This window comes from uncultured Brachybacterium sp., from assembly GCF_947500705.1.
GTDB lineage: Bacteria > Actinomycetota > Actinomycetes > Actinomycetales > Dermabacteraceae > Brachybacterium.
The window spans coordinates 1-20,429 of record NZ_CANMSY010000006.1 but is presented as its reverse complement, the minus strand read 5'-3'; the positions used below and the strand labels follow the sequence as shown (position 1 = coordinate 20,429).

General features: G+C 69.0%; 15 protein-coding genes. 2 read left to right on the top strand and 13 right to left on the bottom strand.

Features of this window, described 5'->3' with window-relative positions:
• Positions 1–20 precede the first annotated feature (20 nt).
• Entirely contained in the window at positions 21–563 is a 543-nt protein-coding gene (locus Q0937_RS11570; RefSeq protein ID WP_299303741.1) for a DUF2199 domain-containing protein, read from the bottom strand.
• A gap of 173 nt (positions 564–736) precedes the next feature.
• Here Q0937_RS11570 and Q0937_RS11565 point away from each other — a divergent pair, with 173 nt between their 5' ends.
• Together Q0937_RS11565 and Q0937_RS11560 are read left to right on the top strand one after the other, a co-directional pair.
• Complete coding sequence (locus Q0937_RS11565) at positions 737–1,690, top strand: 3-methyladenine DNA glycosylase (protein WP_299303739.1); 954 nt, start codon at positions 737–739, stop codon at positions 1,688–1,690.
• 513 nt (positions 1,691–2,203) lie between these two features.
• Entirely contained in the window at positions 2,204–4,765 is a 2,562-nt protein-coding gene (locus Q0937_RS11560) for an RNA helicase (RefSeq protein ID WP_299303737.1), read from the top strand.
• Between the two features lie 119 nt (positions 4,766–4,884).
• Here Q0937_RS11560 and Q0937_RS11555 read toward each other — a convergent pair whose 3' ends face one another.
• From Q0937_RS11555 to serA, 12 genes are all read right to left on the bottom strand, one after another.
• On the bottom strand, positions 4,885–5,049 hold the full coding sequence (locus Q0937_RS11555; protein WP_299303735.1) for a hypothetical protein: 165 nt from the start codon (positions 5,047–5,049) through the stop codon (positions 4,885–4,887).
• Positions 5,050–5,319: 270 nt separating this feature from the next.
• The gene (locus Q0937_RS11550; protein WP_299303733.1) at positions 5,320–5,592 is read right to left on the bottom strand and encodes a DUF6457 domain-containing protein; all 273 of its coding nucleotides are present in this window, start codon (positions 5,590–5,592) and stop codon (positions 5,320–5,322) included.
• Positions 5,592–6,323: a respiratory nitrate reductase subunit gamma gene (gene narI / locus Q0937_RS11545; protein WP_299303731.1), complete on the bottom strand. Its 732-nt coding sequence runs from the start codon at positions 6,321–6,323 to the stop codon at positions 5,592–5,594. Before narI ends, Q0937_RS11550 begins: the two co-directional genes overlap by 1 nt.
• Positions 6,320–7,141, bottom strand: a complete 822-nt coding sequence (narJ, locus tag Q0937_RS11540) for a nitrate reductase molybdenum cofactor assembly chaperone (protein ID WP_299303729.1) — start codon at positions 7,139–7,141, stop codon at positions 6,320–6,322. The genes narI and narJ overlap by 4 nt, the downstream gene beginning before the upstream one ends.
• The gene (gene narH / locus Q0937_RS11535; protein ID WP_299303727.1) at positions 7,141–8,775 is read right to left on the bottom strand and encodes a nitrate reductase subunit beta; all 1,635 of its coding nucleotides are present in this window, start codon (positions 8,773–8,775) and stop codon (positions 7,141–7,143) included. Before narH ends, narJ begins: the two co-directional genes overlap by 1 nt.
• A 27-nt stretch (positions 8,776–8,802) precedes the next feature.
• A complete protein-coding gene (locus Q0937_RS11530; protein ID WP_299303725.1) occupies positions 8,803–12,552 on the bottom strand; it encodes a nitrate reductase subunit alpha in 3,750 nt (1,249 codons plus the stop codon).
• Positions 12,553–12,613: 61 nt separating this feature from the next.
• Entirely contained in the window at positions 12,614–13,849 is a 1,236-nt protein-coding gene (locus Q0937_RS11525) for an MFS transporter (protein WP_299303723.1), read from the bottom strand.
• A gap of 248 nt (positions 13,850–14,097) precedes the next feature.
• Positions 14,098–14,625, bottom strand: coding sequence for a glycine cleavage system protein R (locus Q0937_RS11520; protein ID WP_299303721.1), 528 nt, complete (start codon positions 14,623–14,625; stop codon positions 14,098–14,100).
• Between the two features lie 47 nt (positions 14,626–14,672).
• Positions 14,673–16,307: a citramalate synthase gene (gene cimA / locus Q0937_RS11515; protein ID WP_299303719.1), complete on the bottom strand. Its 1,635-nt coding sequence runs from the start codon at positions 16,305–16,307 to the stop codon at positions 14,673–14,675.
• A 7-nt stretch (positions 16,308–16,314) separates the two neighbouring features.
• Positions 16,315–17,406: a branched-chain amino acid aminotransferase gene (locus Q0937_RS11510; RefSeq protein WP_299303717.1), complete on the bottom strand. Its 1,092-nt coding sequence runs from the start codon at positions 17,404–17,406 to the stop codon at positions 16,315–16,317.
• A 50-nt stretch (positions 17,407–17,456) separates the two neighbouring features.
• A complete protein-coding gene (locus tag Q0937_RS11505; RefSeq protein WP_299303715.1) occupies positions 17,457–18,536 on the bottom strand; it encodes a 3-isopropylmalate dehydrogenase in 1,080 nt (359 codons plus the stop codon).
• A gap of 28 nt (positions 18,537–18,564) precedes the next feature.
• The gene (gene serA / locus Q0937_RS11500) at positions 18,565–20,172 is read right to left on the bottom strand and encodes a phosphoglycerate dehydrogenase (protein WP_299303713.1); all 1,608 of its coding nucleotides are present in this window, start codon (positions 20,170–20,172) and stop codon (positions 18,565–18,567) included.
• Positions 20,173–20,429: the final 257 nt, after the last annotated feature.

Genomic DNA, 20,429 nt, shown 5'->3' with positions numbered 1-20,429 from the left:
TGAGTTCGCCGACTCCTCGCTCAGTGCTCCGGGTCCTCCAGCAGCATCGACCGAAGTCGCAGCTCGGCCTCCTGCCGGCTGATGCCCTCCTGCTCCTCGCGCACCAGGGCGTGCCCGGAGGTCAGCTCCGGCACGACCAGGGGCGCCCTCCGCGCGGGAGCGATCACCCGTACGGGGACGGACAGCGAGTCCTCACAGCCCGGAAGTTCGCTGGCGAGCGTGCCGAGATAGTCCCCGCGATAGTGCGGCTGCTCCCAGTGCTCGACGAGATCGAGATAGTCCTTCTCCCTCACCTGGACCCACGGCATGTAGACGAGCATCGCCGCTTCCTCGAGGACCGGGAGGGACAGATACCCCGTGAGATAGCAGTCGACCGAGCGGCCGTTGTCGATCAGGCACAGCTCATCGGTGGACCGGGTGCGGGTCAGCTGCTCCCAGGAGTCCATCCGGAGGTACACCTCGGGGCGGGTGAACTCGATCAGCGGCCAGGGGTTCGCCACTGTGCCGTCGGCCCCCTCATGGCGATGGCCGCAGCCGGCGCAGTCGTAGTCGATACCTGGCATCTCGGTCGCTCCTCCCCCTGCGACGCTCTGTCGCGGGATGAGGACCACCGTAGGAAGACTCGACGGCGCGAGGCCATGGCGATCGCCACTCTGTGGATGGTGGTCCGCTGGGGAGGAACCGTGGGTACTCATAGGATGGCTCGGTCGTCCACCCACCCGCTCCCGGAGGCCCCGTGAACATCCCGCACCTCGCCGCCCCGGCGTGCACGCTGTCGGCCGAGGAGGCCACCGAGGCCCGCCGCGCGCACGAGGACCGGGCCGACGCGCTGACCGCCGCCCACCGCGCCCGGCGCCTCCGAGGCGAGAAGCACGCGGTCGAGGACTTCCTGTTCACCTACTACCCGTTCTCCCCCGCCCGGTTGCGGCGCTGGCACCCCGGATGGGACGCCGCCTACGACGCGACGGCGGATGTCGGGGCCGACGGCAGTCCCGCGATCGCGGACCTGGACGAGGCAGGGCATCGCTCCTGGTACCTCGACGACCCCCGGCACATGCCACTGCGTCGCGCCGATGTCACGCGATACCTCGCCGAGCGCGGTGACGCGCTCGGCTTCATGTCGCGGCTGCTCTCGGCGTCCTCGCTCTCACGGCGGCGACCGGAGTTCGGCTGCTTCGGCCTGCACGAGTGGGCGATGGTGCACCGGGTGCCGGGCGGCGAGCAGCGTCATGAGGATCTTCCGCTGCGGCTCTCACCGGCGGAGACCGACGCGGTCGTCGAACGGGAGAACCTGGTGTGCTCCCATATCGATGCCTTCCGCTTCTTCACCCCGTCGGCCACGCCGCGCAATGCGTCGGAGCCCACCCGCGCCCTGCAGGTCGAGAACGACAACCCCGCCTGCCTCCACGTCGGGATGGACCTCTACAAGTGGGCCATGAAGCTCACGCCGCTGGTGCCGTCGGAGCTCGTGCTCGACTGCTTCGAGCATGCGCGCGAGACCCGGGTGCTGGACATGGAGGCGAGCCCCTACGACGTGCGCCCGCTGGGCTACGGGGTGGTCGCGATCGAGACCCCGGCGGGCAAAGCCGAGTACGTGCGGCGGCAGCGGGCGCTGGCGACGAGGGCCGACGCGCTGCGGGAGCGGCTGCTGGCGGTGGTCTCCCCGCTGGCCGAGGTTCCCGCGACCTGAGCTCTGCTCCGCCGGCTCCGCTCCCCGGTGCCGGCCTCGCGCGCCCGGCCTCGCCCCTCGAGTCCAGGCGTCCGGGGATCCCGTTCACCGGTGTGCCCACAGAGGTCATTCCGCCCTCGGCATCCTCGTCGTGCAGCTGGTGGTCCAGGAACATCTCCTCGGAGACCTCCGCCGGCGCCGGTGGCGCGGGAGCGCCACGCACCGGTCCGGTCGACGGAAGCTCAGCGCCCGCCACGGGGCATCCTTCCCACCCTCGGTATCAGGATGGTCACGCCCGCAGGCCGAGCAGCAGCAGTCGATGCCCGCCACGGCCTCTCCCCATCCTGGTCCCCGCGCCCCATCGGCCCGGATCCTCGCACCGTAGAGGCAGCAGGCCTCGTGCGTCGCGGTCCATGGCCCGGGTGTGGACGGAGGAGCCATGGGGAGGATCCGTGCGTCGCCCGGGGTGACGCCCACCGCCGTCCTCTCCGCGGGACGTTCGGCGGGGTCCGAGCACCCTGGCAGACTGGGACCATGCCCCTCCTGATGCCGTTCCTGCCCGACAGCTCCGCCGACGCCGGACAGGACGCGATCGTCGACGGGTTCATCGCGGCCCAGGAGTCCGTGGGCCGGACCCTGTACCCGCATCAGGAGGAAGCGCTGCTGGCGATCGCCGCCGGTGACCACGTCATCGCCGCGACCCCCACCGGCTCCGGCAAGACCACGATCGCGTACGCCGCGATCTTCGCCGCGATGGCCCGTGGGGAGAAGTCGTACTACACCGCTCCGATCAAGGCACTGGTGAGTGAGAAGTTCTTCGACCTGGTCGCGCAGTTCGGGGCCGAGAACGTGGGCATGATGACCGGCGACTCCGCCGTCAACCACGATGCCCCGATCATCGTGTGCACCGCAGAGATCTTCGCCAACCACGCGCTGCGCGACGGACCCGGCAGCGATGTCGGCATGGCGGTGATGGATGAGTTCCACTACTACGGCGACTCGCAGCGCGGGTGGGCCTGGCAGGTGCCGCTGGTCGAGCTTCCCGATTGCCAGTTCGTGCTGATGAGCGCGACCCTCGGGGATGTGACGCGCTTCGTCGAGGATCTCCCGGAGCGCACCGAGCGGGATGTCACCGTCATCGACGATGCGCCTCGCCCGGTGCCGCTGGACTTCCGCTGGTCGCTGGAGCCGCTGCCGGAGACGATCACCACGATCCTCACCGACCGCGATGCCCCCGTCTACATCGTCCACTTCACCCAGAAGGATGCCCTCGAGCAGGCACAGGCGCTGCAGGGCCAGAAGATCCTCTCCCCCGAGGAGAAGGTCCAGATCCGCGAGATCATCGGGGACTTCCGCTTCTCGAAGGGCTTCGGGCAGATCCTCTCCAGGCTCGTGCGTGAGGGCATCGGGGTGCACCACGCCGGGATGCTGCCGAAATATCGGCGGCTGGTGGAGAAGCTCGCGCAGTCCGGACTGATGAAGATCATCTGCGGCACCGACACCCTCGGGGTCGGCATCAACGTGCCGATCCGCACCGTGCTGCTCACCGGGCTGGCGAAGTTCGACGGCAAGCGGATGCGGCTGCTGAACGCCCGCGAGTTCCACCAGATCGCAGGTCGCGCCGGCCGTGCGGGCTACGACACCATCGGTCATGTGGTGGTGCAGGCACCCGTCTGGACGATCGAGTTCGAGAAGGAGCGGGCCAAGCACCGCCTCCGAGAGCAGGCCGGCAAGGTCTCCAACAACGCCAAGAAGCGCAAGAAGGAACCCAAGCCCCGGGTGCCGGAGGGCGCGATCTCCTGGTCCGAGGCGACGATGACCAAGCTGGTCGAGAACGCCCCGGAGCAGCTGCGGCCGCATCTGAAGATCACCGCCGGCATGGTGCTCGCCCTGATCGCCCGGCCAGGGGACGCGATCAGCTCCGGGCGCCACCTGATCATGACCAGCCATCAGACCACCGGGCAGAAGCTGACGCTGGTCAAGGACGCCGTCGAGATCTTCCGCGGGCTCAAGGACGCGGAGATCATCGAGGTGCTCGACGCACCCGACCATCTCGGCCGCCGCTTCGCCCTGGTCGAGGACCTGCAGCTGGACTTCACCATGAACCAGCCGCTGGCACCTTTCGCGATCGCGATGATCGACTCGCTCGACGAGGAGTCCGACTCCCTCACCCTGGACACCGTCTCGATCATCGAAGCGGTGCTCGAGGACCCACGCCAGATCCTGCTCGCGCAGCAGAACTCCGCCAAGGGCGAGCTGCTCGGCGAGCTCAAGGCCGACGGTGTCGAGTACACCGAGCGGATGGCGCTGCTCGACAAGGTCACCTGGCCGAAGCCGCTCGAGGAGGACCTCGAGGCGGCGCTCGAGATCTACGCACGCTCCCGCCCCTGGGTGCGCGTCGATGACCTCTCCCCCAAGTCTGTGGTCCGTGAGATCTACGAGACCGGGCAGACCTTCAGCGAGTTCGTGCAGCGCTACGGGCTTCAGCGCTCCGAAGGCATCGTGCTGCGCTATCTCTCCGATGCCTACCAGGCGATGCGTCGCACCATTCCGCAGGATCTGCGCACCGAGGATCTCGAAGACCTGATCGAATGGCTCGGCGTGCTGGTGCGCGGCATCGACTCCTCCCTGCTGGATGAATGGGAGGCGTTGACCCACCCGGAGGACGCCGACCCCGACGGCGCCTCGGAGATCCGACCCACCACCCCGCGGGGCCTCTCCGCCCAGACCAAGGTGCTGCGCACGATGGTGCGCGCCGCCATGTGGCAGCGCATCGAGCATTTCGCCTTCGAGCGGGAGGCTCGCCTGGCGGAGCTCGACGGCGGCTCCGGCTGGGACCGGTCGCGCTGGGCGACGGTGATGGACGAGTACTACGACATCTACGACGAGGTCGGGATCGACGGTCCTGCGCGGTCGCCGCAGCTGCTGCAGATCACGGAGGAGTCGAAGCTCTGGCGGATCCGGCAGGTGCTCGCGGATCCGGACGGCAACCACGACTGGGCGATCGAGGCGGAGCTCGACCTCGAGGCGACCGATGAGGCAGGCGAGCCGGTGCTCGCGATCACGCACGTCGGGGATGCCTCGACCCGTCCCTGAGCATCGATGACCGAGCACTCGGCGTCCTCACGCGGAGAAGGCCGCCGTCCCTGGGGACGACGGCCTTCTTCCTGTGCTCCGCGCCTCAGGCGCGGTCTGCTGCTACCGGGGGTCGCCTGTCACCAGGGGTTGACCTCGACCGCAGGCTTGCTCACGCCCCAGGGGTTGACCTCGACCGCAGGCTTGCTCACGCCCCAGGGGTTGACCTCGACCGCAGGCTTGGTCACCGACCAGGGGTTGACTTCCACCGCCCAGGGGTTCACTTCGACCGTCGGGCTGCTCACCTTCCACGGATTCACCTCGACCGCCGACGCGGCTCCGGCTCCAGCTCCGGCGAGCGCGAGCCCGAGGGCAACGCCTCCAGCCAGTGTGGCGGCGCGGGCCCATCGACGGCGCGGCCGCGGAGTCCCATCCTTGTATGCACTCACCATGTTCATCCTCTCGAGGAAAGCTTCAGCGGCTCAGAAGGAGCGCACTCCCCCCAGGATACCTGTTGTGAGTGCGATCACAAGCTTTTCAGCCAGGTGCAGGAAAGGTGTCCTGCGGTGCAGACCTCAGACGGCGGTGCGCTCGCGGGTCACGACCTCGACCGCGGCACATGCCTCCTCGAGGCTCGCCCCGCGTGCCACTGCCGCGCCGACGAGGAAGGCGGAGATCGGGGCCATCGAACGCTGAACAGCGTCCGCGACGACGCCCGTCATCAGATGGACCCGATCCACATTCAGATCCACACAGGACACGTCGAGCTGCTCCGCCACGCGGTCCAGCCACGGCAGCAGGGTGCTCTCCCAGTCCTCCTGCAGGGTCACCGGAGGCTTCGCCGCCATCAGAACTTCACCTTCTCCCAGCCACGGCGCTCGGCCTCCTTGCGGGGGTCCTTGCTGCGGTAGAGGATGTACGGCCTGGTCAGGTAGCCCACCGGCGCCGCGAAGACGTGCACCAGGCGGGTGAAGGGCCAGATCCCGAACAGCGCGATCGCACTGAGGACGTGCAGCTGGAAGAAGATCGGCGCCTGGCTCATCAGCTCCACGGAGGGCTGCAGGGTCCAGAACTGCCGGAACCAGATCGAGACGCCCTCGCGGTAGTCGTAGGTGCCGAACGTCGTGTGCACCACGGTCGCCAGCACCCCGCAGAGGATGGTCATCGCCAGCAGCAGGTACATGAGCTTGTCGCCGGCGGTGGTGGCCCCGAAGACCCGCCGGTTGGTGCGCCGACGGTAGATCAGGATCATCAGCCCGCCCACGCACGCCACCGCGGCGGCGAGACCGATCGTGACCGCCATCAGGTGATACATGTGGTCGGAGATCCCGACGAACTGGGTCCAGGACTTCGGGATGCCCAGGCCCACGACGTGCCCGAGGAAGATCCCGATGATCCCGTAGTGGAACATCGGGGAGCCGATCGAGAGCAGCTTGGACTCGTAGATCTGGCTCGAACGGGTGGTCCAGCCGAAGCGGTCGTACTTGAATCGCCACACGTGACCGAGCACGAACACGGCGAGCACCATGTAGGGGAACACCACCCACAGCAGCAGCTGGAGCGTGGTTGTGTCGTTCATGAGGGTCGTCCTCTCAACAGGTCCACGGGGACAGGTCCGGGCGCCGCGGCGTCGGAGCCGCAGCCGTTCGAGGCGAAGGTCTGGCCGGCCAGGTCCCCGGCGTCGCCGTCGAGCCCGTAGCCGTCCAAGCCCACGGTCTCTTCCTCGGGGCCCTCCTCGGCGAGCCTCATGACCGCTTCTCGATCGTCGGCGTCCAGCGGTGGCAGGGTCGAGCACAGCGCCACCAGCGCGCCATGCCAGGGGGAGTCGATGTCCGCCAGGTGCAGGCGCAGCAGCTCCACGCCGGGGCGGTTCGAGCGCAGGATCTTCGCCCCGCGCTCGGCATCATGGCCCGCACCGAACTCGAGCACCACCGGCAGGTGATCGGGGAGCTCCTCGCTGCCGATCTCCAGACCCGCGGCGCGGAAGTCCTGCTTGATGCGCAGCAGGGCCATGCCGCGGCGGCGGGTGTCGCCGTGGCTGAAATAGGTCAGGTGCAGGCACCCGCGGCGGCGGGTGTCGAAGGTGTCGACGTACTCCTCCTGCACCGAGACGTCGTCACGCTCGCCGAGGACGTCCACGGTGCGCAGCAGCGCCGAGCGGGTCGGCTCCGGGAGTCCGCAGGCGAGCTCTCGCACCGCGGGATAGCGGGCGATGGTGTCCCGATCCGGATAGGTCAGCAGCCATGAGACCGCGATCCAGGTGATGCGCAGCTGCTCGGTGGTCATCCCGGAGGCGTGCAGGAGGTCCTTCGTGGCCTGCCCCCGCGGGGGCAGGGTCGCGACACCTCCTACTCCGGGATCGCTGCGTCGGCTCAGCAGCCGTGCCAGGGCACCCATCAGGCGGTCCCCGCGGCGGGGCTCGGGAACAGGCCCTCGGGCCGACCGTTGCCGTCCCAGTTCAGCAGGTTGATCCGGACACCCTCGGGCTTCTCCACGGCGTTCTCCTGCCGCTTGCTCGAGAACCCGGGACCGGACATCCCCATCGACTCCTCGGGCAGGGACATTCCCATGCCGGGGCCACCGGGGGCGTTCAGCGGGCAGTCGGTGCCGGTGGACTCGAGATCGTGCGCGGACTCGTGGTGTCCCACCGGGATCACGTAGCGGTCCTCGTACTTCGCGATCGCCAGCAGGCGGTACATCTCCTGCATCGTCTCGCCGTCCATGCCGACGGCGTTCGCGATCCCCTCTCGGGGCGCGTTGCCGAGGTTGATGTCACGCATGTACGAGCGCATCGCGGCCATCCGGTAGAGCACGCGCTCGACCGTGGGGACATCCCCCGCGGTGAACAGGTTCGCGAGGTACTCCACCGGGATCCGGAGCGCATCGATGGCGGCGAACAGGCTCTCCGCGTCCTCGGCGTCGTAGCCGGTGTCCCGGACCACGTCCACCACCGGCGACAGCGGCGGAATGTACCAGACCATCGGCATGGTGCGGTACTCGGGGTGCAGCGGGAGCGCGACCTCGTATTCCTTGATCAGCTTGTAGGTCGGGGAGTTCTGCGCGGCGAGGATCCAGTCATGGTGGATCCCGGCGGCCTCCGCCCCGCGGATGACCTCGGGATCACGCGGGTCCAGGATGACGTCCATCTGGGCCCGGTAGAGGTCCTTCTCGTCCGTGACCGAGACGGCCTCGGTGACCTTGTCCGCGTCGTAGAGCACCAGGCCGATGTAGCGCAGGCGACCCACGCAGGTCTCCGCGCAGACCGTCGGCTCGCCCTGCTCGAGGCGGGGATAGCAGAAGGTGCACTTCTCGGCCTTGCCGGTCTGGTGGTTGAAGTAGATCTTCTTGTACGGGCAGCCGGTGATGCACATGCGCCAGCCGCGGCAGCCGTCCTGGTCCACCAGGACCACGCCGTCCTCCTCGCGCTTGTAGATCGCGCCCGAGGGGCACGAGGCGACGCAGGTGGGGTTCAGGCAGTGCTCGCAGATGCGCGGCAGGTAGAACATGAAGGTCTGGTCGAACTCGAACTGGACCTTGTCCTCGATGCCCTTGAGCATCGGGTCCTTGTCCTTGTGCAGGTAGGTGCCGCCGAGGTCGTCATCCCAGTTGCCCGACCACTGGATGTCCATCCGCTCACCGGTGATCAGGGATTTCGGGGGCGCGGTGGGGATGGTGTCCTGCTGCGCCGGGGCGTGGAGCAGGTTGTCGTACTCGTAGGTCCACGGCTCGTAATAGTCCTCGATGCCCGGCAGCTTCGGGTTCGAGAACAGCTGCATGAGCTTGGTGATGCGGCCGCCGGCCTTGAGCTTCAGGCGCCCGTTCCTCCCGAGCTCCCAGCCGCCCTTCCACTTCTCCTGGTCCTCATAGCCGCGGGGATACCCCTGGCCGGGCCTGGTCTCGACGTTGTTGAACCACATGTACTCGGTACCGGACCGATTCGTCCACGCCTGCTTGCAGGTGACCGAACAGGTGTGGCAGCCGATGCACTTGTCGAGGTTCATCACCATCGACATCTGGGCCATGACTCGCATGTCGTTGCTCCTTCTCGCTCGCTGGGCTCAGTACTCGACGGGGGTGGTGCGCTTGCGGATCATCGTGACCTCGTCGCGCTGGTTGCCTGTCGGGCCGTAGTAGTTGAAGGCGAAGGACAGCTGTGCGTACCCGCCGATGAGGTGCGAGGGCTTGATCATGATCCTCGTGAGGGAGTTCGTGATCCCGCCTCGCTTGCCGTCCCGCTCGGTCAGCGGCACGTTGACCGTGCGCTCCTGCCCGTGATGCATGAAGGCCGTGCCGGGGGGCATCCGGTGGGAGACCACGGCGCGGGCGGAGACCACCCCGTTGCGGTTGGTGACCTCGACCCAGTCGTTGTCGGTGATGCCGACGGCCTCGGCGTCCTGCACGCTCATCCAGATGTTCTGCCCGCCGCGGGACAGGTTCATCATGAAGAAGTTCTCCTGGTACATCGAGTGGATGGCCCACTTGTTGTGCGGGGTCAGGTACCGCACGGAGATGGACGTGCCGTCGCTCGCCCCGATCGGCTGCTCGCCGAACAGGGCGGTCATGTCCAGCGGCGGTCGGAAGACCGGCAGCGCCTCCCCCATCTCCAGCATCCAGTCGTGGTCGAGGTAGTAGTGCTGGCGCCCGGTCAGCGTGTGCCAGGGCTTCTTGCGCTCGACGTTGATCGTGAACGGGCTGTAGCGGCGCCCGCCGCTCTCCGACCCGGACCATTCGGGGCTCGTGATGACCGGGACCGGTGCCGCCTTGGTGTCGGCGAAGTGGATCCGCTTGCCCTCATGCTCGGCGGCGAGATCATGCATGCGCACGCCGGTGCGCTTCTCGAGGGTCTTGAAACCCTCGGTGGCCATCTTCCCGTTGGTGGTGCCCGAGAGCCCCAGGATGAACTCGCAGGCGTCCAGATCCGTGACCAGCTTGGGGCGGCCCGCGGTGGGTCCGGTGCGATGGATGCCGTTGAGCGCGCCGAGCTCGGCCACGAACTCCTTCACGTCGTAGGTCAGGCCCTTGGTGGTCATGCCCTTCTCCTCGAGGAGCGGCCCGATCGAGGTGTACTTGGCGTGGATCTGGGTGTAGTCGCGCTCGACCTCCACCAGCGCGGGCATGGTCAGGCCCGGGACCGCCTCGCACTCGCCCTTCTTCCAGTCCCGCACCCGGCCGTGCGGGGTGGCCATCGCGCCGGGCGAGTCATGCTGCAGGGGGAAGGCGACCACGTCGGTGCGGGTGCCGAGGTGGGTCTCGGCGAGCTCGCTGAACTTCTCCGCGATCGTCGCCCAGGTCTCCCAGTCCGTCCGCGACTCCCAGGGATTCGAGATCGCGGGGTTGAACGAGTGCACGAAGGGGTGCATGTCGGTGGTGGAGAGATCGTGCTTCTCGTACCAGGTCGCGGCCGGCAGCACCACATCCGAGTGCAGGGTGTGGCTGGTCATCCGGAAGTCGAGCGTGAGCATCAGATCGACCTTGCCGATCGGCGCCTCATCATGCCACTTCACCTCCCGCGGGCGCAGATGCTCCGGCGTCTCCTCGCCGGTGACCGAGCTGTCCACACCCAGCAGGTGACGGAAGAAGTACTGGTCGCCCTTGGCCGAGGAGCCCAGGGTGTTCGCCCGCCAGATCGACCAGATCTTGGGATGGTTCTGCGGTGCATCCGGATCCTCGGCGGCGAAGCTGATGCCGCCGTTCTTGAGCTGGTCGACCAGATACGGGACGGTCTCCTCCCCCGCCGCGGCGGCGCGGTCGGCGACGTCCAGCGAGCTGATGTCGAACTGCGGGTAGAAGGGCTGCCAGCCCAGGCGCTGCGAGAGCGCGACCGCATCGGCAGTGGTCATGTCCGCGAAGGCTCCGGCACCGGTGGTCGCGGCCAGGGTGTCCGCACCGAAGCGGTCGTACCGCCACTGATCCGAATGCATGTACCAGTAGGTGGTCTGCGTCATCTGCCGGGGTGGGCGCGACCAGTCCAGGGCATTGGCGAGGTGCGACCAGCCGGTGATGGGCCGGACCTTCTCCTGGCCGACGTAGTGGGCCCAGCCGCCACCGTTGACCCCCTGGGTGCCGCACAGGTTGGTGAGGGTGAGGAAGGAGCGGTAGATGGTGTCGGAATGGAACCAGTGGTTGGTGCCCGCGCCCATGATGATCATCGAGCGTCCGCCGGAGTCGATCGCGTTCTGCGCGAACTCACGGGCGATGCGCGCCGCGGCCTGGCCGGGCACTCCGGTGATGGACTCCTGCCAGGCCGGGGTGTACAGCGCGTCCGCGTCGTCGAGCCCCGTGGCCCACTGTCCGGGCAGGCCCTCGCGGCCCACGCCGTACTCGGCCAGCAGCAGGTCGAAGACGGTGGTGACGATGCGACCGTCGACCGTGCGCACCGGCACCCCGCGGGGCACATCCCCGCGGCCACCCTGGCCGGCCGTGTCGAAGCGCGGCAGCAGCACCTCGGCGACGCCCTCGTGGTGGCCCAGCAGCGAGAGCGCCGGGTCGAGATCGCCCAGCTCGAGGTTCCAGCGGCCTTCGCCGTCGGCGGAGAACCGGTGGCCGAGGGTGCCGTTCGGGACGGCGACGTCGCCGCGGGCGAGATCGAAGAACATGGGCTTGAAGTCGGCGTGCTCGGTGGCGGCCTCCGCGGTGCGGTGCTCCCCTGCCTCGCTCGCGACCAGGAACTTGCCGGGCACCAGGGTGCCGTCCTCGCGCCGCTCGAGCTGGACCAGGAAGGGCAGGTCGGTGTACTGCTTCGAGTAGGACTCGAAGTAGGGCACCTGCTTCTCGACGTAGAACTCCTTCAGGATGGTGTGGCCCATCGCCATCGCCAGCGCCGCGTCGGTGCCGGGATGCGGGGCGAGCCACTCGTCGGCGAACTTCACCGACTCGGCGTAGTCGGGGGCGATCGATATGACCTTCTGCCCTCGGTAGCGGGCCTCGGTCATCCAGTGGGCGTCGGGGGTGCGGGTCAGGGGGACGTTGGAGCCCCACATGATGAGATAGGCGGCGTCCCACCAGTCACCGGACTCCGGCACATCGGTCTGGTCGCCGAAGACCTGCGGGGAGGCGGGGGGAAGATCGGCGTACCAGTCGTAGAAGGACAGCATGGAGCCGCCGATCAGCTGGTGGAAACGGGCCCCGGAGGAGAAGGAGACCTGGCTCATCGCCGGGATCGGGGAGAAGCCGGTGGCCCGGTCCGGGCCGTACTCCTTGACCGTGTGGACGTACGCGGCGGCGACCAGCTCGACGACCTCGTCCCAGGTTGCTCGGACGAGCCCGCCCTTGCCGCGGGCCCGCTTGTAGCGCATCGCCTTCTTCGGATCGGAGACGATCGCCTTCCAGGCTTCGACCGGGTCGTGGCCGGGTGCCTTGGCCTTCTCCTCGCGATACAGACGCAGCAGCTCGGAGCGCACGTAGGGGTAGCGCACCCGGGTGGGCGAATAGGTGTACCAGGAGAACGAGGCGCCCCGGGGGCAGCCGCGCGGCTCGTACTCGGGCTTGTCCGGACCCACCGAGGGATAGTCGGTCTCCTGCGACTCCCAGGTGATCACACCGTCCTTGACGTAGACCTTCCAGGAGCAGGACCCGGTGCAGTTCACGCCGTGCGTGGAGCGCACGACCTTGTCGTGGCTCCAGCGCTCGCGGTAGAAGGAGTCGCCGCTGCGCCCGCCCACCTTGTGCGTCTCGCGGTTGTCCTCGCTGATCTTCTCCGAGCGGGAGAACATCTTGCGCGCCCCGATGAGGGCATCGAACAACGGGGAGTCGATCCCGGCGGCCTTGGCTGGGCTGTTCTTCGGTGCCTGGCGGTCCTGGATGGTCATGGGGTGCTCCTCCTGGAGATGAGGGGTGCGGTGCGACGAGGGACGAGGGCGGACACAGGGGTCATCGGGAGACGGTGAGCTTCTCCTCGGCGGACGCACGGGCGCCACGGGCGACGAACAGCGTCACCACGATGGCGCCGACCGTCGCCAGCAGCAGCAGGACGATGCCGAGCGAGTAGCTGCCGCTGTCGGAATGGATGGCCGCCATCACCAGCGGGGGCACGAAACCTCCGAGCCCCCCGGCGGCGCCGACGAATCCGGTCACGGAGCCGACCACCGAGGGATCGCTGGTCTGCGCGACCAGGGCGAACACCGCTCCGGAGCCGAGACCGAGGCCGGCGGCCATCACGATGAACGCCACCGTGCCGACCGGCATCAGGTCGGGCTGGAAGGCCAGGGTGAGCGCGGCCAGCGCGACCGCGATGTAGGAGACCAGCAGTGTGTTCGACGCTCCCAGGCGGTCCGAGAGGGTGCCGCCGAGGGGGCGCATGATCACGGCGACGATCACGAAGCCGGCCATCCTGAAGGAGGCGTCGGTGGCCTCGAGTCCGTACCAGTTCTGCAGCATGGTGGGCAGGAAGACGGAGAACGCGACGTAGCCGCCGAAGGACAGCGCGTACAGGTAGCACGCCTGCCAGGTCACCTTGAGCTTCATGACCGACAGCGACTGGGCGACGATGTTCTTGCGGGAGGGCTCCCAGGTGGGGGCGTTGTGCATGAACAGCCAGGCGATCACCGCGTAGAGCACCAGGGCGATCGCGGTGAGCACGAAGGGGGCGGCGTCACCGACCGAGTTCACCAGCGGCACGGTGGTGAAGGCGCTGATGGCGGTGCCGCCCATGCCCACGCCGTACAGGCCGGTGGCCATGCCGCGCTTGGCGGGCGGGAACCAGGAGTTCACATAGGGCACGCCGATCGCGAAGGTGGTGCCGGCGATGCCGAGGAAGAATCCGCCGAGAATCAGGGTGGAGAACGTGTACTGGCCGATGAACCCGACGAAGAGCACGGGGATGGCGGTGATCAGCGAGACCACCGGGAACATCAGGTGCCCGCCGAGCCTGTCGGTGAGCCCGCCCATCACGATGCGACCGAGGGAACCGACCAGCACCGGGATCGCGACGATCAGGGACGCGTCGGAGGCCAGGCCTCTCTCGACATAGACCGGGCCGAGCGGACTCAGCAGCGCCCAGGCCCAGAAGTTCACGCCGAAACCGAGCGTGACAAGGGCAAGTGCGCGCCAGGCGCCAGGGGGCACCGTGGTGCTGGGGATGGTGGTGGTACTGGGGGACGCGGTCATCGTCGATTCTCCACGTTCGAGGGCGAGTACATGGATCGAGGAGCGTCCGAGGACTCGCGGCTGGGGTTTCTCTGCACCCGCTCAGGGTCCTCGACCCATGACTCCAGATTAGGGGACTTCGGTCCCGGAAAGCAGTGGTTTGGAAGATCAACTGCGTTTCCCCGAGTTTATGGGCGTGCGTCGCGAAGTCGATCTCCTGAAAATGAATTCAGCAATGCTGGCGTCACGTAATCATGGCCGCTGCACGGTCATTCCGCGGCGTCGAGCTCCAGGTCGACCATCAGCTCGGCGGCGATCGTCTCGAGCGCGTCCCGGACGTCACCCTCGTCGGCCGCAGTGGGCAGTCGCAGCTCGGCCTCCGCCTCGAACAGCATGCCGCCGCCCTCCGGCGCCTCCCGGGTCCAGCTGCGCAGCCCGTCGATGGTGGCGCCCTGCGAGCGCAGTGCGGAGGTCACCTCGCGGACCATCCCGGTGCGGTCCTGACCCAGCAGATGCAGGCGCAGCGCCCGGTGCGGGGTCGTCGCCCGCCCCTCCGGTGCTCCCGCAGTCGCCTCGACCGCGAGTCCCACCTCATCGGCGAGAGCCGGAAGGGACTCCAGGAAGGCACCGACGCGCTCATCGGGAAGGTCCACCTGCACGATGCCGGCGAACTTCCCTGCGAGCAGGGCGAGCTGGCTGTCGACCCAGTTGCCTCCCTGCTCGTCGACAGCGGCGGCGAGGGCGGCGACGAGGCCCGGGCGGTCGTCTCCGATGGCGGTCAGCACGTAGGTCGTCATGCACCCAGCCTAGCGCTCGAACCGGGCACGGACCACGGAACCCGTGCTCAGACCCCGGACTTGTACAGCCCGTAGGTGAACGCGTCGTAGATCGCCTCCCAGGAGGCCTCGATGACATTGGGGCCCACACCGACGGTCTGGAACTCGAGCCCCCGCCCGGAGGTGCGCACCAGCACCCGGGTGGTGGCGTCCGTGCCGTGCTGAGCATCGAGGATTCGGACCTTGAAGTCGCGCAGCTCGAAGTCATCGATCTCCGGGTGGTGCTCGCGCAGCGCAGCCCGCAGGGCGAGGTCCAGGGCGTTGACGGGGCCGTTGCCCTCGGACATCGTGACCTCACGGCGACGTCGGCCCTCCCCGCCGGCGACCAGCTTCACGGTCGCCTCGGACTCGAGAGTGCCGTCCCGGCCGAGCTGCGTGGTGGCCCGCCAGGACTCCACGGTCGAGTAGCTGGGCGCGCGCCCGAGCTCGTCGAGCAGGAGCAGCTCGAAGGAGGCATCCGCGGCTTCATAGGAGTAGCCGACCGCCTCCCGCTGCTTGACGGTCGTGGCGAGGCGCGAGAGCAGCTCGGGGCGGCCGGTCAGGTCGAATCCGAGTTCACGGCCCTTGAGCTCGATGGAGGCGCGGCCGGCCATGTCGGAGATGATCATGCGCATGTCATTGCCGATCGCCCGGGGATCGGTGTGCTGATAGAGGTCCGGATCCACCTTGATCGCGCTCGCGTGCAGGCCGGCCTTGTGGGCGAAGGCGCTCGCGCCGACGTAAGGGGCTCGAGCATTCACCGGCATGTTGACGATCTCCCCGATCGCGTGGGCGATGCGCGTGGTCTCGGCGAAGGTCTCCGCCGGGACGAGGTCCATCCCCATCTTCAGCTGGAGGTCGGCCATGAGAGTGACCAGATCGGCGTTGCCGGTGCGCTCGCCGTAGCCGTTGATGCAGCCCTGGACGTGGGTGATCCCGGCGCGCACCGCGGAGATCGCGTTGGCGACCGCGCAGCCGGTGTCGTTGTGCATGTGGGCGCCGAGTCGGGCGTCCTGCGCCCCAGCGGCCGTCAGCCGGTCGCGGAGCTGCTCGATGATCTCGGTGACCTGGTGCGGGAGCATCCCGCCGTTGGTGTCGCACAGGACCATCACTGCGGCCCCGGCCTCATGGGCGGCGAGCAGCACGGAGGTCGTGTACTCGGGCTCGTGCAGGAAACCGTCGAAGAAGTGCTCGGCGTCGACGAACACCTCGCGGCCCAGCCCCACCAGATGCTCCACCGTGTCCCGCACCATGGCGAGGTTCTCCTCGGCGGTGGTGCGCAGGGCACCGGTGACGTGCCGGAGGTCGGACTTGGCGACCAGGGTGATGGTGGGTGCACCGGAGTCGACCAGAGCTGCGACCTGGGGGTCCTCCCCCACGGCGACGCCGGCCTTGCGGGTCGCGCCGAAGGCGGCGAGCCGCGCATTGCGCAGCTCGAGCTCGCCGGCGGCACGGGCGAAGAACTCTGTGTCCCGCGGAACGGCACCGGGCCAGCCGCCCTCGATGTAGCTCACCCCGAGCTCATCGAGATGGCGGGCCACGGCCAGCTTGTCCGTGACCGACAGAGTGAGGCCCTCCTGCTGGGAGCCATCGCGCAGAGTCGTGTCGTAGAGGTGGAACGACGGGATGGGAGCAGTCGCCTCGGAGGCGGCGGTGATGGTCATCGAGTCCTCACACCAGTCGGGTCAGCCAGCCGTGACGGTCCGGGATCCGGCCGTACTGGATGTCGGTGAGCTCCTTGCGCAGGGCCAGGGTGACCTCGCCGGAGCCGCCGTCGCCCACGGTCCAGGAACCGCCCTTGGCACGGAACTCTCCGATCGGGTTGATGACCGCGGCGGTGCCGCAGGCGAACATCTCGGTGATCTCGCCGCTGCCGAGCTGCTCGAGCACCTCGCTCATCACGAGGCGCTGCTCGATCACCTCGAGACCGCGATCGGTGGCCAGAGCCAGGATCGAGGAACGGGTGACGCCCTCGAGGATCGAGCCGGTCAGCGCCGGGGTGAGGAGACGGCCATCGCGGGTGATCGCGAAGACGTTCATCCCGGAGAGCTCATCGATGCTGGTGTGGGTCTCGGAGTCCAGGAAGAGCACCTCGTCGGCTCCCTGCTCGGCAGCCTCGTTCTTTCCCAGCAGCGAGGAGGCGTAGTTGCCACCGCACTTCGCCGCGCCGGTGCCGCCGGCCCCGGCGCGTGCGTACTCGTCGGTGATCCACACGATCAGCGGCTGCACGCCCCGCGGGAAGTACGGGCCCGCCGGGGAGGAGATCACGTAGTAGTCGACCGTGCGGGAGGCCCGCACACCGAGGAACTCCTCGCTCGCGAACATGAAGGGCCGCAGGTACAGCGACTCCTCGCTGGTGGCCTCGGGCACCCACGGCTCGTCGGCGGCGGTGGCCGCCGTGAGCGACGCCAGGAAGTCCTCCACCGGCAGCTCGGGCAGTGCGAGCCGGCGGGCGGAGCGCTGCATGCGCTCGGCGTTGGCCTCGGGACGGAAGGTCCACACCGAGCCGTCGGCGTGGCGGAAGGCCTTGAGACCCTCGAAGATCTCCTGGCCGTAGTGGAGCACCGCGGCGGCGGGCGAGAGCTGCAGCGGACCGAAGGGCACCACCTCTGCATCGCCCCAGCCGCGCTCGGCGGTCCAGCGGGCATGGACCATGAAGTCCGTGTAGTGCTGGCCGAAGCCCGGATCGGCGAGGATCTGCGCGCGCTCGTCGTCGCCGATGCGGCGAGTGGTGCTGGTGCGGGTGAAGTCGAGCGCGCTCACGGGTTTCTCCTCGTTGCAGGGGGCAGGGTCAGTGTGTCAGGGTCGGGCGCTCAGCGCCCGGAGATCGCGGCGACCAGGTCGTCGCCGATCTGCACGGTGCCGCGGGTGGAGAGCTCCTCGGAGTCGGCGCGGGCGGCGAGGTCGTTCTCGACCGCGGCGCGTACGGCGGCCGCCGGCTCGACATGCCCCAGGTGGTCCAGCAGCAGCGCGACCGAGAGCACCGTGGCGGTGGGATCGGCGAGGTCCTTGCCGGCGATGTCGGGGGCCGAGCCGTGGACCGGTTCGAACATCGAGGGGAAGGCGCCGGTGGGGTTGATGTTGCCGCTCGCGGCGAGACCGATCCCGCCGCCCACCGCGGCGGCGAGGTCGGTGACGATGTCACCGAAGAGGTTGTCGGTGACGATGACGTCGAAGCGGGACGGATCGGTGGCGAGGTAGATCATCGCGGCGTCCACGTGGGCGTAGTCCACGGTGACCTCGGGGTGCTCGGCGCCGACCTGCTCGACGATGCGGCGGTAGAGGTGACCGGCGTGGACCAGCACGTTGTGCTTGTGGACCAGCGTGAGCTTCTTGCCCCGCGCCTCGGCCTGTGCGAAGGCATAGCGCACCACGCGCTCGACGCCGACGGCGGTGTTGAGGGAGACCTCGGTGGCGACCTCCAGCTCGGTACCGGCCCGCAGCGTGCCGCCGTTGCCGACGTAGGGGCCCTCGGTGCCCTCGCGGACCACGACGAAGTCCATCTCCCCGGGATCCGACAGGGGCGAGACGACGCCGGGGTAGAGCTTGGTGGGGCGGAGGTTCACGTAATGGTCGAAGGCGAAGCGGAGCTTGAGCAGCAGGCCCCGCTCGAGCACGCCCGAGGGCACGCCCGGATCGCCGACGGCGCCCAGCAGGATCGCGTCATGCTCCGCCAGGCGTGCCATGTCCTCGTCGGTGAGGGTCTCACCGGTGCGATGCCAGCGGCCCGCCCCGAGGTCGAAATCGGTGGTCTCGACGGTGACGCCGACGGGCTCGAGGGCGGCGCGCAGGGCGCGCAGGCCCTGGGGGACGACCTCCTGGCCGATGCCGTCCCCTTCGATGACGGCGAGCTTCAGGACGGACGACGGGACAGCGGTGCTGGGGGTGCTCATGACAGGACTCCGGTTCTTCGACAAGCGATCAGTAGACGAGATCGACGGCGTGGATGGAGCGCGCATCGATCGCAGCGCCGAGCTCCTCGGCGAACTCGCGGTTCACGGACTCGTCGAGGTTGAGGACCACCAGAGCCTCGGCGCCGCGGGCGTGACCTGCGCGGGAGACCTGCATCCCGGCGATGTTGACCCCGGCCTCGCCGAGGCGGAGCCCGTACTTGCCGATCAGGCCCGGGCCGTCCTCGTAGCGGATGATCAGCAGGTGGTCGCTCATCGCGACGTCCAGGGCATGGCCGAAGACCTCGGTGAGCTTGTGCTCCTGGTCCACTCCGCTCAGGGTGCCGGAGACGGTGACGACGGTGCCATCGCGCAGGGTGCCGCGCAGGGTGATGACGTTGCGGAAGCGCTCGGAGTTCTCATCGGTGACCAGCTGCACGGCGATGCCGCGCTCCTCGGCGAGCACCGGGGCGTTGACATAGCTGACCTGCTCGGTGACCACGGAGCGGAACAGACCGCGCAGCGCGGAGAGCTTCAGCGCGGTGACATCGCGCGAGGCGATCTCGCCGTGCACCTCGATGTCGAGCAGCTCGGGGGACTCCCCCGCCAGAGAGGTGAACAGCTGGCCGAGCCGGTCGGCCAGCGCCACGCCCGGGCGCACCAGGTCGTCGATCGCGCCCCCGGCGACGTTGACCGCGTCCGGGACCAGCTCGCCGGCCAGGGCCAGGCGCACGGACTTCGCGACCGCGACGCCGGCCTTCTCCTGGGCCTCGGCGGTGGACGCTCCGAGATGCGGGGTGAGGGTGATGGTCCCGAGCTCGAGCAGTCGCTTCGCGGTCTCGGAGGCCGACGGCGGCTCGGAGCTGTAGACGTCGAGCGCAGCACCGGCGATCTGGCCGCAGGAGAGCGCCTCGTACAGGGCCTCCTCATCGATCAGTCCGCCGCGGGCGGCGTTGACCACGTGCAGGGAGGGCTTGGCGAGCGCGAACTGCTCGGCGCCGATCAGGCCCGTGGTCTCGGGGGTCTTCGGCATGTGGACGGTGACGACATCCGCCTCGGCCATCAGCTCGTCGAGCTCGACCACCCGTGCGCCGAGCTCGGCGGCCCGGGCATGGTTGACATACGGGTCGTAGGCCAGCAGGTGCACACCGAAGGGCCGCAGCCGCTCGGCGACCAGCTGACCGATGCGACCGAAGCCCACCACGCCGACCGTCTTGCCCAGCAGCTCGACGCCGGTGAGCTGCTTGCGCTCCCACTTCCCGGCCTTCACCGAGGCGTCGGCACGGCCGAGATTGCGCAGCGAGGCCAGGATCAGTGCGACCGCCAGCTCGGCGGCGGAGGTGATGTTCGAGGTCGGGGCGTTGATGACCATGACGCCTGCGCTGGTCGCAGCGGGCACGTCGACGTTGTCCAGCCCCACCCCGGCGCGCGCGACGACCTTCAGCTGCTTCGCCGCGGCGTAGACCTCGGCGTCGACCTGGGTCGCCGAGCGGACCATGAGGGCGTCGGCCTCCCGGACCGCCGCCAGCAGGGCGGGACGGTCGGTGCCGTCCACATTCCTGACCTCGATGTCCGGCCCCAGGACCTCGACGGTCGCGGGCGACAGCTCTTCTGCGATGAGCACGACGGGACGCGTCACGGGAACTCCTCCGGTAAGGATGGTTGTCGTCGCACGCATCCTCGGGGGCGACGGGTACCGGGACAGCTTAAACCGCTGTCCGCCATGCGGTCACACCAGTCAGGATGCGAGACGCGGCGGCGGGGGGGCCCCGGGGGGGGGCCCCCCCCCCCCCGGGGGGGGGGGGGGGGGGGCGGGGGGGGGGGGGGCCGGGGGGGGGGGGGGGGGGCAGAGGGGGGGCCCGACGAACAAGATGGGCAGGGACGTGCGCACGCCCA

Excerpts from the sequence above, each read along its gene's own strand:
- Q0937_RS11570 (WP_299303741.1), bottom strand. The coding sequence starts at position 563 with ATGCCAGGTATCGACTACGACTGCGCCGGCTGCGGCCATCGCCATGAG.
- Q0937_RS11560 (WP_299303737.1), top strand. The coding sequence starts at position 2,204 with ATGCCCCTCCTGATGCCGTTCCTGCCCGACAGCTCCGCCGACGCCGGA.
- Q0937_RS11550 (WP_299303733.1), bottom strand. The coding sequence starts at position 5,592 with ATGGCGGCGAAGCCTCCGGTGACCCTGCAGGAGGACTGGGAGAGCACC.
- narI (WP_299303731.1), bottom strand. The coding sequence starts at position 6,323 with ATGAACGACACAACCACGCTCCAGCTGCTGCTGTGGGTGGTGTTCCCC.
- narJ (WP_299303729.1), bottom strand. The coding sequence starts at position 7,141 with ATGGGTGCCCTGGCACGGCTGCTGAGCCGACGCAGCGATCCCGGAGTA.
- narH (WP_299303727.1), bottom strand. The coding sequence starts at position 8,775 with ATGCGAGTCATGGCCCAGATGTCGATGGTGATGAACCTCGACAAGTGC.
- Q0937_RS11530 (WP_299303725.1), bottom strand. The coding sequence starts at position 12,552 with ATGACCATCCAGGACCGCCAGGCACCGAAGAACAGCCCAGCCAAGGCC.
- Q0937_RS11525 (WP_299303723.1), bottom strand. The coding sequence starts at position 13,849 with ATGACCGCGTCCCCCAGTACCACCACCATCCCCAGCACCACGGTGCCC.
- Q0937_RS11520 (WP_299303721.1), bottom strand. The coding sequence starts at position 14,625 with ATGACGACCTACGTGCTGACCGCCATCGGAGACGACCGCCCGGGCCTC.
- cimA (WP_299303719.1), bottom strand. The coding sequence starts at position 16,307 with ATGACCATCACCGCCGCCTCCGAGGCGACTGCTCCCATCCCGTCGTTC.
- Q0937_RS11505 (WP_299303715.1), bottom strand. The coding sequence starts at position 18,536 with ATGAGCACCCCCAGCACCGCTGTCCCGTCGTCCGTCCTGAAGCTCGCC.